Source organism: Pseudomonas sp. IT-232MI5 (genome assembly GCF_949767845.1).
Classification (GTDB): Bacteria; Pseudomonadota; Gammaproteobacteria; order Pseudomonadales; family Pseudomonadaceae; genus Aquipseudomonas.
In genome coordinates, this window is the sequence record NZ_CATKQE010000003.1 from 183151 (window position 1) to 196419 (window position 13269).

Here is a 13269-nt window from a genome sequence, read left to right on the forward strand (position 1 = left end):
AGCCTCAGACGATCGGTTGGTGGACGGTGACCAGTTTGGTGCCGTCGGGGAACGTCGCTTCGACCTGGATCTCCGGAATCATTTCCGGGATGCCTTCCATCACTTGTTCACGGCTGAGCAGGGTGGTGCCGTAGTGCATCAGCTCGGCCACGGTCTGGCCGTCACGCGCGCCTTCAAGCAGAGCGGCGGAGATGTAGGCCATGGCTTCCGGGTAGTTGAGTTTCACACCGCGGGCCAGACGCCGCTCGGCAACGAGGCCGGCGGTGAAGATCAGCAGCTTGTCTTTTTCGCGTGGGGTCAGGTCCATTGTGGGGTTCCATCAGGGCAGATTTGTGAGGTTCTTGCCGGTGTGGGGTGCCAGTTGGAGCAGCCCCTCACCCTAGCCCTCTCCCGAAGGAGAGGGGACTGATCTCGGTTGTTTTCAATGGCCGGTTCAGTCAGCGGTATTCGTTCAGTCAGTTAAATTCATTTCAAGCGACTCGGTCAGGCTCCCTCTTGCGAGGGAGAGGGGACTGATCTCGGTTGTTTTCAATGGCCGGTTCAGTCAGCGGTATTCGTTCAGTCAGTTAAATTCATTTCAAACGACTCGGTCGGGCTCCCTCTCCCTCCGGGAGAGGGCGGGGGGTGAGGGTTGCTTTCAGGTGTTCCATATTCTCGGTGACACCGCCTCGCGATCCAGAAGCACCGGACGCAGCAAGCGCCATAAATCGATGAGCCAGGCCCGTGCGAGCAACGCTTCACTGGCCAGACAACGGGCAACCAAAAGTCCCGGCAATTGCGTCAAATCCCCGCGAACCTGGTGATCCAGCGAGCGGCAGCGCTCCAGCAACTCAGCCTCAATCTCACCGGTCACCAACAACGTTGCAAACACCGGATTGCCATCCAGGCCAATCGGCGAATCAAGCAAACCGTCATCACCGACAATGCGCTGGCGCTCGTGCCAGAGCAATCGGCCATCGCGGCGAATATCCAGGTGCGCCTGAAAATGCCCGTGGTCAAAACGTTCGCCACTGGCCGGGCGACCCAGCGCCACCACATCCCAGTAAAACAGCCGTGCGTCACCCTCAAGTTCAATCGAAGTGCTCAGCTCAGCCTGCGCGGCGCTATAGACGATGGTCTCCTGCGGCAGCCATTCCAGCGTCCCGCCGGCTGCCACTTTCAAATCCAGTTTTTGATACGCCGGCCCACCCGCGCGATACCACTTGGCGGCACCGGGGCTGGTGATCTGCGCCCATGCGTCGGCTTCGACGCGCGCGCTGATGTCCAGCCGATCACCGCCGGCAATCCCGCCCGGCGGGTGGACGATGATGTGCTGACAGACTTCAGGGCCTTCGGCGTACAGGTGCTTTTGCACCCGCAGCGGCCCGAGGTGTCGGCGCATGACCGGGCGCGTGCAGTCGCCGAAACGGGCATAAGCGAGTTCCAGCGCGGCGTGCCAGCTCGGGGTAAACAGGGCAGGTGCAACAGTCGAATTCATGGTGTGTAATTATCGTTAGGAAGCTACAGATTAATTCGTTGTACTAGATCGTTACCAGCCCGCGTACACCCTCGGCCTCCATATTTTCACCGCGCCCCTGCTGGACGATCTCGCCCCGGGACATCACCAGATACTGATCGGCCAGTTCCGCGGCGAAATCGTAGAACTGCTCGACCAGCAAAATCGCCATATCACCGCGCGCCGCGAGTTTCTTGATTACCGCGCCGATCTCCTTGATCACCGAAGGTTGAATGCCTTCGGTAGGCTCGTCGAGGATCAGCAAGCGCGGGCGGCTGGCCAATGCGCGACCAATCGCCAACTGCTGTTGCTGACCACCGGAGAGGTCACCGCCGCGACGCTGCTTCATTTGTAGCAGCACCGGGAACAATTCGTAGATGAAACTTGGGACTTCCTTGGCTTCACTGCCGGGAAAACGCGACAGACCCATCAGCAGATTCTCTTCCACGGTCAGGCGGCCGAAGATTTCCCGGCCCTGTGGCACGTAGGCAATCCCGGCGTGAACACGCTGGTGTGGCTTGAACGTGGTGATCGGTTTGCCTTCCCAATTGACTACGCCTTCTTTGGCCGGCAGCAGGCCCATCAGGCATTTGAGCAGGGTGGTTTTGCCGACACCGTTACGGCCGAGCAGGCAGGTGACTTCGCCGACTTTCACGTCGAACGAGAGGCCACGCAGGATGTGGCTACCGCCGTAGTACTGGTGCAGCTTGTCGACTTGCAGCATTTCCAAATTCTCCCTGTTGCACACAGAACCCTGTGGGAGCTGGCTTGCCAGCGATAGCGGTGGATCAGTCGGCATTAATGCTGGATGTGCCGGCCTCATCGCTGGCAAGCCAGCTCCCACAGTTTTGATGAGTGTTTGCAGCTTCAGCGGCCGAGATAAACCTCGATCACGCGCTCGTTTTCCTGCACCTGCTCAAGTGAGCCTTCCGCCAGAACGCTGCCCTGATGCAATACGGTGACGTGGTCGGCAATCGAGCCGACAAAGCCCATGTCATGCTCCACCACCATCAACGAATGCTTGCCCGCCAGCGACTTGAACAGTTCAGCCGTGAACTCGGTTTCCGCATCGGTCATGCCCGCCACCGGCTCATCGAGCAGGAGCAATTGCGGATCCTGCATCAGCAACATGCCGATCTCGAGAAACTGCTTCTGACCGTGGGAGAGCAAGCCTGCCTGACGATTGACCGAGGTGGTCAGGCGAATCGTCTCCAGCACTTCGCTGATTCGATCTTTTTGCTCGCCGCTCAAGCGCGCACGCAAACTGGCCCACACCGACTTGTCGGTTTTCTGCGCCAGTTCCAGGTTTTCAAACACGCTCAGCGCCTCGAACACCGTCGGCTTCTGAAACTTGCGGCCGATGCCGGCCTGAGCGATTTGCACTTCGCTCATTTGAGTCAGATCCAGCGTTTCGCCGAACCACGCCTTGCCGTGACTCGGGCGAGTCTTGCCGGTGATCACGTCCATCAACGTAGTCTTGCCCGCGCCGTTAGGGCCGATGATGCAGCGCAATTCGCCGACGCCGATGTACAGGTTGAGATTGTTCAGCGCACGGAAGCCGTCGAAGCTGACGCTGATGTCTTCCAGTGTGAGGATCGTGCCGTGACGGGTGTCGAGGCCCGGGCCGACGCGCTGGCCGAGGCCGATCGAGTCGCGGCTGGTGCCGGCGTCCTTGTTCGGTTCGACGGGAAAGAAGGCCGGTTCCAGCATGAATTCAGCGCTCGCCGTGACTCTCATTGTTCACCTCGTTTCTTCAGCAGACCGATCACGCCTTTGGGCAGGTACAGCGTCACGACGATGAACAGCGCGCCGAGAAAAAACAGCCAGTATTCCGGGAAGGCCACGGTGAACCAGCTCTTCATGCCGTTGACCACACCGGCGCCGAGCAGCGGGCCGATCAGCGTGCCGCGACCGCCAAGGGCAACCCATACCGCTGCTTCGATGGAGTTGGTTGGCGACATTTCGCTCGGGTTGATGATGCCCACTTGCGGCACGTACAACGCCCCGGCCAGGCCACACAACACCGCACTCAACACCCACACGAACAGCTTGAAACCGCGCGGGTCGTAGCCGCAGAACATCAAGCGGTTTTCCGCATCGCGCAGCGCAGTCAGCACGCGGCCAAACTTGCTCTGCGCCAGGCGCCAGCCGATGAACAGGCTCGCCACCAGCAACAACACCGTCGCCAGAAACAGCACCGCGCGGGTCCCCGGTTCAGTGATGCCGAAACCGAGAATCGTGCGGAAATTGGTAAAGCCGTTGTTGCCGCCAAACCCGGTCTCGTTGCGGAAAAACAAGAGCATGCCGGCGAAGGTCAGGGCCTGGGTTATGATCGAGAAATACACGCCTTTGATCCGCGAACGGAAAGCGAAGAAACCGAAGACCAGCGCCAGCAATCCCGGCGCCAACACCACCAGACACATCGCCCAGATAAAACTGCTGGTGCCGGTCCAGTACCACGGCAGTTCGCTCCACGACAGGAAGGTCATGAACGCCGGCAGACCATCGCCGGCGGCCTGACGCATCAGGTACATGCCCATCGCATAACCGCCGAGAGCGAAGAACAGGCCGTGACCCAGCGACAGCAAACCGGCGTAACCCCAGACCAGATCCAGCGCCAGGGCGACGATGGCGTAGCAGAGGATTTTGCCAACCAGCGTCAGCGTGTACGCCGAGATGTGCAGCGCATTGTCGGGCGACAACAACGACAGCAGCGGCAGGGCGATCAGCAGAGCGAGGATTACCGCGCCAATCGCGAGGGTGATTTTCGGCCCGGCCTTTTGCGTGGCCGTGACTAACAGAGGCTGGTTCATCAGTCGATCACCCGTCCTTTCAGTGCGAAGAGGCCTTGCGGACGTTTCTGGATAAACAGAATGATCAGCGCGAGGATCAGGATCTTGCCGAGCACCGCACCGATCTGCGGTTCGAGAATCTTGTTGGCGATACCCAGGCCGAAGGCTGCGAGCACGCTGCCGGCCAACTGGCCAACACCGCCGAGCACCACCACCAGAAATGAATCGATGATGTAGCTTTGGCCGAGGTCCGGGCCGACGTTGCCGATCTGACTCAGCGCTACGCCGCCGAGGCCGGCGATGCCCGAGCCGAGGCCGAAGGCGAGCATATCGACGCGCCCGGTCGGCACGCCGCAGCAGGCGGCCATGTTGCGGTTCTGGGTAACGGCACGGACGTTGAGGCCGAGGCGGGTTTTATTCAGCAGCAACCAGGTCAGTACGACGACGAACAGTGCGAAGGCGATGATGACGATGCGGTTGTACGGCAGCACCAGATTTGGCAAAACCTGAATCCCGCCGGACAGCCACGCCGGGTTGGCCACTTCAACGTTCTGCGCGCCGAACAACAGGCGCACCAGTTGAATCAGCATCAGGCTGATGCCCCAGGTGGCGAGCAGGGTTTCCAGTGGGCGGCCGTAGAGGTGGCGAATCACCGTGCGCTCTAGCGCCATGCCGATCGCCGCCGTGACAAAGAACGCCACCGGCAGCGCAATCAACGGATAAAACTCAATCGCTTGCGGTGCGTAACGCTGGAACATCAACTGCACCACGTAGGTCGAGTAGGCACCGAGCATCAGCATTTCGCCGTGGGCCATGTTGATCACGCCGAGCAGGCCGAAGGTGATCGCCAGACCGAGCGCTGCCAACAGCAGAATCGAACCGAGCGACATGCCGCTGAACGCCTGGCCGAGGATCTCGCCGATCAGCAGTTTGCGTTTGACTTGGGCGAGGCTGGTTTCGGCCGCCGTGCGTACGCCGGCATCGGCTTCGACGCCGGGTTCGAGCAAACCTTCGAGGCGCGTGCGCGCCAGTGGGTCGCCGGTTTCGCCAAGCAATCGCACCGCCGCGAGTCGTACGGCCGGATCAGTGTCGACCAGTTGCAGATTGGCCAGCGCCAGGCTCAGTGCGGCACGGACGCTTTCATCTTTTTCGCCAGCCAGTTGCTGGTCGAGGAATTTCAGCTGCGCGGGTTTCGCGCTTTTCTGCAATTGCTGCGCGGCAGTCAGACGGATTTTGGCGTCGGCGGCGAGCAATTGATGGCTGGCCATGGCGGTGTCGATCAGACCCCGCAGGCGATTGTTCAGGCGCAGGGTTTTCGGTTGGCCGTCGATCGTCAGCTCGCCTTGTTGCAGGGCGTTGAGCAATTCGATACGCGCCGGGTCGGGCTGCGCGGCCCAGGTTTCCAGCAGTTTGGCTTGCTGCACAGGATTGGCCGCGACGAAGTCTTCGGCATCGCCGGCGTGGGCGAGCATTGGCAGCAATAGTGCGATGGCTATGAGAAAGCGGTGTATGGCAGTGGGCATTAGTGGTGTCCTGTTCAACCGCCCCCTCACCCTAACCCTCTCCCAGAGGGAGAGGGGACTGACCGAGGTGTCTGGACGATGTGCTGCGACCTGCGAATTCGAGTCGAACTCAGGCTTTGAAAAGCATGAAGATCGGCTCCCTTTCCCCCTCTCCCTCTTGAAATTGAGGGGACTGACCGAGGTGTTTGAACGATGTGCTGCGACCTGCGAATTCGAGCCGAACTCAGGCTTTGAAAGGCATGAAGATCGGCTCCCTTTCCCCCTCTCCCTGAGGGAGAGGGCTGGGGTGAGGGGGGGGAATCTAAAGCCCGCCTCAAAAACTGAATCCGCCTCAGTTGCTCTTCACCGCATAATCCGGCTTCTTGTCGTTGCCCTGAATGAACGGGCTCCACGGTTGCGCACGGATCGGCCCTTCGGTCTGCCACACCACGTTGAACTGACCATCAGCCTGAATCTCGCCGATCATCACCGGTTTGTGCAGGTGGTGATTGGTCTTGTCCATGGTCAAGGTGTAGCCCGACGGCGCCGCGAAAGTCTGGCCGGCAAGGGCTTCGCGGACTTTGTCGACGTCAGTGGATTTGGCTTTTTCAACTGCTTGCGCCCACATGTGGATGCCGACGTAAGTAGCCTCCATCGGGTCGTTGGTCACGGCTTTGTCGGCGCCCGGCAGGTTGTGTTTCTTCGCGTAGGCCTTCCAGTCAGCGACGAATTTCTTGTTCTGCGGGTTCTCCACCGACTCGAAGTAGTTCCACGCCGCGAGGTTGCCCACCAGCGGTTTGGTGTCGATGCCGCGCAGTTCTTCTTCGCCGACCGAGAACGCTACAACCGGTACGTCGGTGGCCTTCAGACCCTGGTTGGCCAGCTCTTTATAGAACGGCACGTTGGAGTCGCCGTTGACGGTCGAGATGACCGCAGTCTTGCCACCGGCGGAGAATTTTTTGATGTTGGCGACGATGGTTTGATAGTCGCTGTGACCAAACGGCGTGTAGACCTCTTCGATGTCTTTGTCGGCGACGCCTTTGGAATGCAGGAACGAGCGCAGGATCTTGTTGGTGGTGCGCGGGTAGACGTAGTCGGTACCGAGCAGGAAGTAGCGCTTGGCGCTGCCGCCTTCTTCACTCATCAGGTATTCAACCGCCGGGATCGCCTGCTGGTTAGGCGCGGCGCCGGTGTAGAAGACGTTCGGCGACATCTCTTCGCCTTCGTATTGCACCGGATAGAACAACAGGCCATTGAGCTCTTCGAACACCGGCAATACCGATTTGCGCGACACCGAGGTCCAGCAGCCGAACACCACGGCGACCTTGTCCTGGGTCAGCAACTGCCGGCCCTTTTCGGCGAACAGCGGCCAGTTCGACGCCGGGTCGACCACCACCGGCTCAAGCATCTTGCCGTTCACACCGCCCTTGGCGTTGATCTCGTCGATGGTCATCAGCGCCATGTCTTTGAGCGACGTTTCGGAGATCGCCATGGTGCCGGACAACGAATGCAGAATCCCGACCTTGATGGTCTCGGCGGCCTGGACAGTCCAGGTCATGCCCATCGCGGCAATGGATGCCGTGAGTGTGAAAGCCTTGATCAAACTGCGACGCTTCATTGTGCGATCTCCATGAACGTTTGAAGTTTTTTTTGGTTGGCAGATGCGAACGACTGAAGGGTGTTTTGCAAGGGCTGTGCCCGGTCGGGTTTGGGCAGGAAAATGTCGGTTTAGAGCGCTTGCGCGCGATTGCGATGCACCATGAAGGGACGCTCGTGGAGCGTTGGTGCAGGCGGCCGCTCCAGATTGGGGCGCGAACCGATCCCTGAACTGCCGCAGCCTGCGGCAACTCCTAAAGGGGATTGGATTAGAAGGTGTAATCAGCGGTGACAAGAAACGACCTCGGCTCGCCAAGGATCCACTGCTGCCCGCCATTGTATTGGCTTTGCACATACCGGCGATCAAACAGTTTGTTCACCTGCACACCCAGCGTCGTACTGCGCAGAGCTCTCCACGACAACGTCGCATCGACCACGGTGTAACTCGGCAGCTCATTGCGGTTGGCCATGTCGGCATACCGCGCATCGACATAGCGTACGCCGGCGCCGGCCTTCTGCTCATCGGTCAGCGCTTTGTTCAGCCACAGATTCGCCGTGCGTCGCGGCACGTCCACCGGGCGGTTGCCGTTATACGACGGGGTTTGCCCGTTGACCACTTCCGAGAAGTCGTCGTACCTGGCCTTCACAATTGCGGCGTTGGCCTGCAGTTGCCAGGCGTTCGGCAGTTGCAGATCAAGGCTGGCTTCAAGTCCGTTGGACGATTGCTGGCCGACCTGCTGCTTGAGCGTCGGGTTGCCCGGATCGTCAGTCAGCAGTTTCTTTTTGACGATGCGATACGCCGCCAGGGTGAACTCGCCATGCTGATCCCAGAACAACTGCTTCAGGCCGATTTCGGTCTGGCGGGCGGTCGATAGATCGTATTGCTGCTGGCTCGGGTTCAGAGAGATCAAACCGCCGATGCCATCAGTGCTGGTTGCCACTTGGCCGTAGAGCGACGTCTCGGGCGTCAGAGCAAACACCAGACCGGCCTTCCAGTTGTTGCCGGTCAGGGTATGGTCGCTCTGGCTGCCATCGGTCAAGTCGTTACGATCGACATGCACATAATCGCGACGCACGCCGGTCACCGACGACTAGCGCTCGCCAAACTGCGTGCGTTTTTCGGCGAACCCCGACATCTGTCTGGTGGTGCTGTCGAACTGATCGCGGTACGGATCGGCACTCTCGAAATACCTACTTTGTGGGGGATGCAGATCCAATGGCTGACCGTTCGGCAGCACATCGTTGAACGGCGAGTTGCTGTCGAGCTGGAAGCGGATGCGGTTGTAATCGACGCCGGTGACGGTCTGGCTGTCGAGGCCGAACAGCGAGTGCTCGAAGGTGAACGTCTGACGACCACCAACCTGTTCCTGCTTGTGGCCGATGCCGAAGTAACCGCTGCGACTCAGTTGCTGACTGCCCGCGTCGAAGTTGAAGTTCTCGGCGTTCTGCCAGCGGTGCTGGGCCTTGAAGTAGTAGAGCTCGTTGCTGGCGCTGACGGCATCGTTGATTTGCCAGTCGCTGGTCAGGCGTGTCCATCGATCTTCAAAAGAATGTCCGCAGCTATTGGCCGCGAGCTAAAAGGCAAATTGCGTTATGCAGTAACACTAAAGTTTGCCGGCTTATAAGCCCCGGCATTCTATAGACCAGCCTAAAATGCGCATCTCGGATTACTCATGATCAACTTGAGCGCAATTGATGGGGGAATGCGAGCGTGTTTTGTTCATGCAGATAATCTCATTATCGGCTCATCCAAATTACCAGACAGTCTAAAAAACCGTCATTTATAACAGTGTCCGAGACCGGGTGTTCAACGATAGGCTGTTTCTGAAAAGTAAGGCTTTGCTCACAAACGAAGGAGTTGTGCCATGAACACGATAGGCCCTGGAATCGGCGTTGCCGTAATTTGTTCGTTGTTTGTTTTTCCATTAAGTGCGATTGCTGGCTACACCTTTCCGACTTGCCAACAGGCATGGATAGATGCACCGGCACGTCAGTCATGTAAGTCAATAAGTAGTGGTTCGAAAGTTATCCCTGAAGCGGCGGAATCCAAGTCAGTTGCTCGTAATTGCGATATCAAAGTCATGTGTAAACAAAATAACGGGGTTTACGCTCCTCAAGATGACGTTACGGTTGACGTTACCCAAGTGCCCGTTCTCAACAACTGCAATGGACACTTGAAGGTGGGAGATTGCTAATGGATGAAGGCGCGGGCGATGTAAATCACCCGCGCACGTTAGATCAATGCGTCAAATCCGCAGCCTGCTGACTGAATCGAGCCAAGAACAGCTTGTCCAGCAACCACACCACCACCAGCGAAGCCCCCACCAGCGGAAACACCACCGCCAGCGCCAACATGATCACCACCCCGGTTTTCCACTTCGGCAAATCATGACGCAGCGGCGGCACACCCAATTTGCCTTGTGGCCGACGCTTCCACCAGATCACCACGCCGCTTACGGCGCTGAGCAGAATCATCAGGCAGATCAGCAGCACGACGATCTGGTTGACGGTGCCGAACATTTTGCCTTCGTGAAGCATCACGCCGATTTCCGTGGCGCGGGCGACGCTGCCGTACTGCTCGAAACGCACATCGGCGAGCACTTTGCCGGTGTATTGATCGACGTGCAGGGTCGCATCGTTGCGCGGGTCATCGGCGAACACAGCGATGGTGAACACGCCGGTGGCAGTGGTCGGCAGGGTGATGCTGTAGCCCGGCTCGACTTTGCGCTGGGTGGCGATGTTTTGCACGTCTTGCAGGCTGATGGCGGGTGCTGCGGGGCCAGCGTTGGTGGCGCCGTGGTTCATGTGTTCGGCGTGATCGCCGGACATCGGCATCGGCGTGTTTTCCATCGCCCAAGGCACGGTCTGGCGGGTGGCGCTGTTAAGGGTTCGAGCCTCGACGTCGGAGGTCGGCACGTTGTCCCACATCGCCGCCGGGAACACGTTCCACACCTGCGCGTATTGCTTGCCCCAGAAGCCGGTCCAGGTCATGCCACTGAGCAACATCACCAGCAGCAAGGTCGCGCCCCAGAACCCGGTGACCGCGTGCAGGTCACGCCACAACACGCGACCGCGACTGTTCAACCGCGGCCACAGAATCCCCGCGGCCTGACCGCGCGGCCACCACAGGAACAGGCCGGACACCACCAGCACCACGCCCCAACCGGCGGCCATTTCGATAAGGCGGTCACCGACGGTGCCGATCATCAATTCGCCGTGGATCGCCCGGGCAATGGCCTGCAGGTTTTGCTTGGCATCCTGTTCGCCAAGGATGTCGCCGTGGTACGGATCGACGAAGATGTTGAGTTCCTGGCCGGCGTTTTTCACCACAAACTGTGCGCTGCGTTCGGCGTTCACTGGCGGCAGGTACTGGGTGACCTGGCCTTGCGGATAGGCACTTTTCACTCGTTGCAGCAGGTCATCGGCCGGGACAGTGTGATGCCCTGCGGGGACGTTGAGCAGGCTGCTGTACATCAGCGAATCGAGTTGCGGTTTGAACAGGTAAATGATGCCGGTCAGGGCCAGCATCACCATGAAGGGGGCGACGAAGAGACCGGCGTAAAAATGCCAACGCCAGGCCAGGTTGTAGAAATTCGGTTTGGGCTGTTTCATCACGTGTGCTCCGCTGGGCGAATTTTTCTAGATCAAGAGATCGCAGCCTTCGGCAGCTCCTACAGGGGTACATGCGGGCTGCGATCTTTTGACTTTTCTTGTTAGAAACTCATGTCGACCTTGGTCCAGAGCGTGCGCCCCGGCTCATTGATCGCTTGCGGGTCATTGGCCGGGTAGCCGAACCCGGCGTTGCCCGCCAGGTTCAGGTGTTCGGCGTAAGCTTTGCCGAACAGGTTGTCGACGCCGCTGCTGACCTTCCAGTTCTTGTTGATCCGATAGGCAGCGTTGAGTGAGAACACGCCGAAGCCCGAACTCTTGTCGTAATCCTTGCCGACCACGTTGCCCTTGTTCTGGTCGATACGGTTTTGCGCGGCAACCACCCTCCACAGTGCGCCGGCGCTCCAGTTGTCTTCGCTATAGGTCAGACCGAAGCGTGCATCCAGTGGCGGCATTTGCGGCAGGGCCGTGCCGTCGCTGCTGTTCTTGCCCCAGGCGTAGGCCAGGGTCGCATCGGCTTTCCAGTTATCGGTGAGTTTGTACGCGGCACCGAGTTCACCGCCCATGATTCGCGCGTCGATGTTCTCGGCGCGCGAGGTGCTCATGCCCATCATTCCCGGGGAGTAGTCGAAGAGGATGTAATCGCGGACTACACCGATGTAACCCGAGGCCCAGGCTTCGAGGTCGGCGCGCTTGTAGTTCACGCCGAAGTCGAACTGGGTGGTCTTCTCCGGTTTGATCGAATCGAACGCGTTGACCGATCCCGCCGGGCCGGACTTGGGCGAAAACAGCTCCCAGTAATCCGGGAAGCGTTGCGCGTGGCCGAGGCCTGCATAGAGCGTGGTCGGGCTGTCGGCGAGGTCATGCTCGTAACGGACGAAACCGCTCGGCAGGGTATCGGCACGGGTGTCGTCGGCGGTCGGGTTCGGGCGAGTCATCATTCCCGAGCCGGTGGTTTGCCGGTAATCCTTGGCCGAAGCGCGGTCGACGCGGGCGCCAGTGATCAGGCGATCACGGTCGGCGGCGTACCAGGTCATTTCGCTGAACACGCCGTAGTTATGGAAATCGGCGTCCTTGCTGTACGGCTGATCCTTGTAGGTGTCGATGCCCATGCCGCTGCGCTGGCGGTGCTCGTTGGTCTGCGCGTCGAGGCCGGTGATCAACTGAATATCAGCCCAGCGCCAGGTCGCTTTGATCCGCGCGCCGAGGGTGCGGCGGTCGACATTGGACGCCATCGGCCCCGCCATCATGCCGGTGCCGGACGGCGTGCGCAGGGTGTAGTTGTCCATAACGTGGTCAGCGTAGTTGTAGTAGATCTGCGCTTCGAGTTTCTCCAGCACGTCCGTGATATTGGATTTTTCGAAACGCAAACCGAGGCTCTCGCGCAGGAACTGCGAGCCGTCCATGCCGCGTCCGGCGTAGCGCGCTTCGCCATCGCCCTTGCCGGCGGTGAGCTCGATCAGAGTGTCGGCGTCCGGGGTCCAGCCGACCGCAATGTCGCCGTTCCACTTGTCGTAGCGCGAGGCGACGATGTCGTTGTTGCCGTCGCGGTAGTCGTCGGAATGCGCGGTGTTGCCGATTACTCGCACGTAGCCCAACGGGCCACCGGCAGCGGCGTCGACAACCTTGTCAAAACGTCCGTGGGAGCCAGCCAGAATGCTTGCGTTCACGCGGGTGCCGAGTTCGCCGAAGCTCTCCGGCTCACGATCAAACAGCACCGTACCCGCCGACGCGCCCGGACCCCAAAGCACGGTTTGCGGGCCTTTGATCACGGTCAGTTTGTCGTAGGTTTCCGGCGAGATGTACGAAGTCGGCGCGTCCATCCGGCCCGGGCAGGCACCGAGCATCATGCTGCCGTTGGTGAGAATGTTCAGGCGTGAGCCGAACATGCCCCGCAGCACCGGATCGCCGTTGGTGCCGCCATTGCGTACCAGTGCGAAGCCCGGAATGGTTTTCAGATAATCGCCGCCGTCACTGGCCGGCACTGGTTGGCGTGGATCTTTTGGATTGGTGACGATGGTCAGTGGCGAGCTCGGGGCGATTGCGGTAATCACCGTCGGGCTGAGTTCTTCGTTGTGCGCGGCGTGATCATCGGCCAGCACCAGCGGGGACAGCAGAACGCCGCAAAGGACGGCGGTAGCGTGCCTGAAACGAACCCGCGATTCGTTCAGAGCGAAGGACGCCGGGGCAGAACCCAAGCGTGGAACAGCAGTAAACCTGGACATGACAATTTCCATCAAACAGTCGTAAACGACACGGCCGGCAGCCTGAAGCT

Annotated in this window: 10 protein-coding genes and 1 pseudogene; 1 reads left to right on the forward strand and 10 read right to left on the reverse strand. The window is 59.8% G+C overall.

The window, feature by feature from the left end:
* Nucleotides 1-4: 4 nt before the first annotated feature.
* The 8 genes and pseudogenes from ureA to ACM6JQ_RS03465 all read right to left on the reverse strand — a co-directional run.
* On the reverse strand, nucleotides 5-307 hold the full coding sequence (gene ureA / locus ACM6JQ_RS03430; RefSeq protein ID WP_003221215.1) for an urease subunit gamma: 303 nt from the start codon (nucleotides 305-307) through the stop codon (nucleotides 5-7).
* A gap of 330 nt (nucleotides 308-637) precedes the next feature.
* Complete coding sequence (locus ACM6JQ_RS03435) at nucleotides 638-1477, reverse strand: urease accessory protein UreD (RefSeq protein ID WP_414893222.1); 840 nt, start codon at nucleotides 1475-1477, stop codon at nucleotides 638-640.
* A gap of 43 nt (nucleotides 1478-1520) precedes the next feature.
* Nucleotides 1521-2219 (reverse strand): urea ABC transporter ATP-binding subunit UrtE, encoded by a 699-nt coding sequence (urtE, locus tag ACM6JQ_RS03440; RefSeq protein WP_007918914.1) that lies wholly within the window; start codon nucleotides 2217-2219, stop codon nucleotides 1521-1523.
* A 143-nt stretch (nucleotides 2220-2362) separates the two neighbouring features.
* Nucleotides 2363-3232 (reverse strand): urea ABC transporter ATP-binding protein UrtD, encoded by an 870-nt coding sequence (urtD, locus tag ACM6JQ_RS03445; protein ID WP_007918913.1) that lies wholly within the window; start codon nucleotides 3230-3232, stop codon nucleotides 2363-2365.
* On the reverse strand, nucleotides 3229-4308 hold the full coding sequence (gene urtC / locus ACM6JQ_RS03450) for an urea ABC transporter permease subunit UrtC (RefSeq protein WP_414893224.1): 1080 nt from the start codon (nucleotides 4306-4308) through the stop codon (nucleotides 3229-3231). Before urtC ends, urtD begins: the two co-directional genes overlap by 4 nt.
* Nucleotides 4308-5810: an urea ABC transporter permease subunit UrtB gene (urtB, locus tag ACM6JQ_RS03455; RefSeq protein ID WP_414893225.1), complete on the reverse strand. Its 1503-nt coding sequence runs from the start codon at nucleotides 5808-5810 to the stop codon at nucleotides 4308-4310. Before urtB ends, urtC begins: the two co-directional genes overlap by 1 nt.
* Nucleotides 5811-6141: 331 nt before the next feature.
* Entirely contained in the window at nucleotides 6142-7407 is a 1266-nt protein-coding gene (urtA, locus tag ACM6JQ_RS03460; RefSeq protein WP_007914554.1) for an urea ABC transporter substrate-binding protein, read from the reverse strand.
* Nucleotides 7408-7654: 247 nt separating this feature from the next.
* Nucleotides 7655-8932: pseudogene (locus ACM6JQ_RS03465) on the reverse strand (TonB-dependent receptor); the annotation flags it as partial.
* 318 nt (nucleotides 8933-9250) lie between these two features.
* Here ACM6JQ_RS03465 and ACM6JQ_RS03470 point away from each other — a divergent pair.
* Nucleotides 9251-9580, forward strand: coding sequence for a hypothetical protein (locus ACM6JQ_RS03470; protein ID WP_414893226.1), 330 nt, complete (start codon nucleotides 9251-9253; stop codon nucleotides 9578-9580).
* Nucleotides 9581-9623: 43 nt separating this feature from the next.
* Here the strand turns inward: ACM6JQ_RS03470 and ACM6JQ_RS03475 are convergent, their stop codons facing one another.
* Nucleotides 9624-10997 (reverse strand): PepSY-associated TM helix domain-containing protein, encoded by a 1374-nt coding sequence (locus ACM6JQ_RS03475; RefSeq protein ID WP_414893227.1) that lies wholly within the window; start codon nucleotides 10995-10997, stop codon nucleotides 9624-9626.
* A 101-nt stretch (nucleotides 10998-11098) separates the two neighbouring features.
* A complete protein-coding gene (locus ACM6JQ_RS03480; RefSeq protein ID WP_414893228.1) occupies nucleotides 11099-13219 on the reverse strand; it encodes a TonB-dependent copper receptor in 2121 nt (706 codons plus the stop codon).
* Nucleotides 13220-13269: the final 50 nt, after the last annotated feature.

Excerpts from the sequence above, each read along its gene's own strand:
- ACM6JQ_RS03480 (WP_414893228.1), bottom strand. The coding sequence starts at position 13,219 with ATGTCCAGGTTTACTGCTGTTCCACGCTTGGGTTCTGCCCCGGCGTCC.
- urtE (WP_007918914.1), bottom strand. The coding sequence starts at position 2,219 with ATGCTGCAAGTCGACAAGCTGCACCAGTACTACGGCGGTAGCCACATC.
- urtB (WP_414893225.1), bottom strand. The coding sequence starts at position 5,810 with ATGCCCACTGCCATACACCGCTTTCTCATAGCCATCGCACTATTGCTG.
- urtA (WP_007914554.1), bottom strand. The coding sequence starts at position 7,407 with ATGAAGCGTCGCAGTTTGATCAAGGCTTTCACACTCACGGCATCCATT.
- urtC (WP_414893224.1), bottom strand. The coding sequence starts at position 4,308 with ATGAACCAGCCTCTGTTAGTCACGGCCACGCAAAAGGCCGGGCCGAAA.
- ureA (WP_003221215.1), bottom strand. The coding sequence starts at position 307 with ATGGACCTGACCCCACGCGAAAAAGACAAGCTGCTGATCTTCACCGCC.
- urtD (WP_007918913.1), bottom strand. The coding sequence starts at position 3,232 with ATGAGAGTCACGGCGAGCGCTGAATTCATGCTGGAACCGGCCTTCTTT.
- ACM6JQ_RS03470 (WP_414893226.1), top strand. The coding sequence starts at position 9,251 with ATGAACACGATAGGCCCTGGAATCGGCGTTGCCGTAATTTGTTCGTTG.
- ACM6JQ_RS03435 (WP_414893222.1), bottom strand. The coding sequence starts at position 1,477 with ATGAATTCGACTGTTGCACCTGCCCTGTTTACCCCGAGCTGGCACGCC.
- ACM6JQ_RS03475 (WP_414893227.1), bottom strand. The coding sequence starts at position 10,997 with ATGAAACAGCCCAAACCGAATTTCTACAACCTGGCCTGGCGTTGGCAT.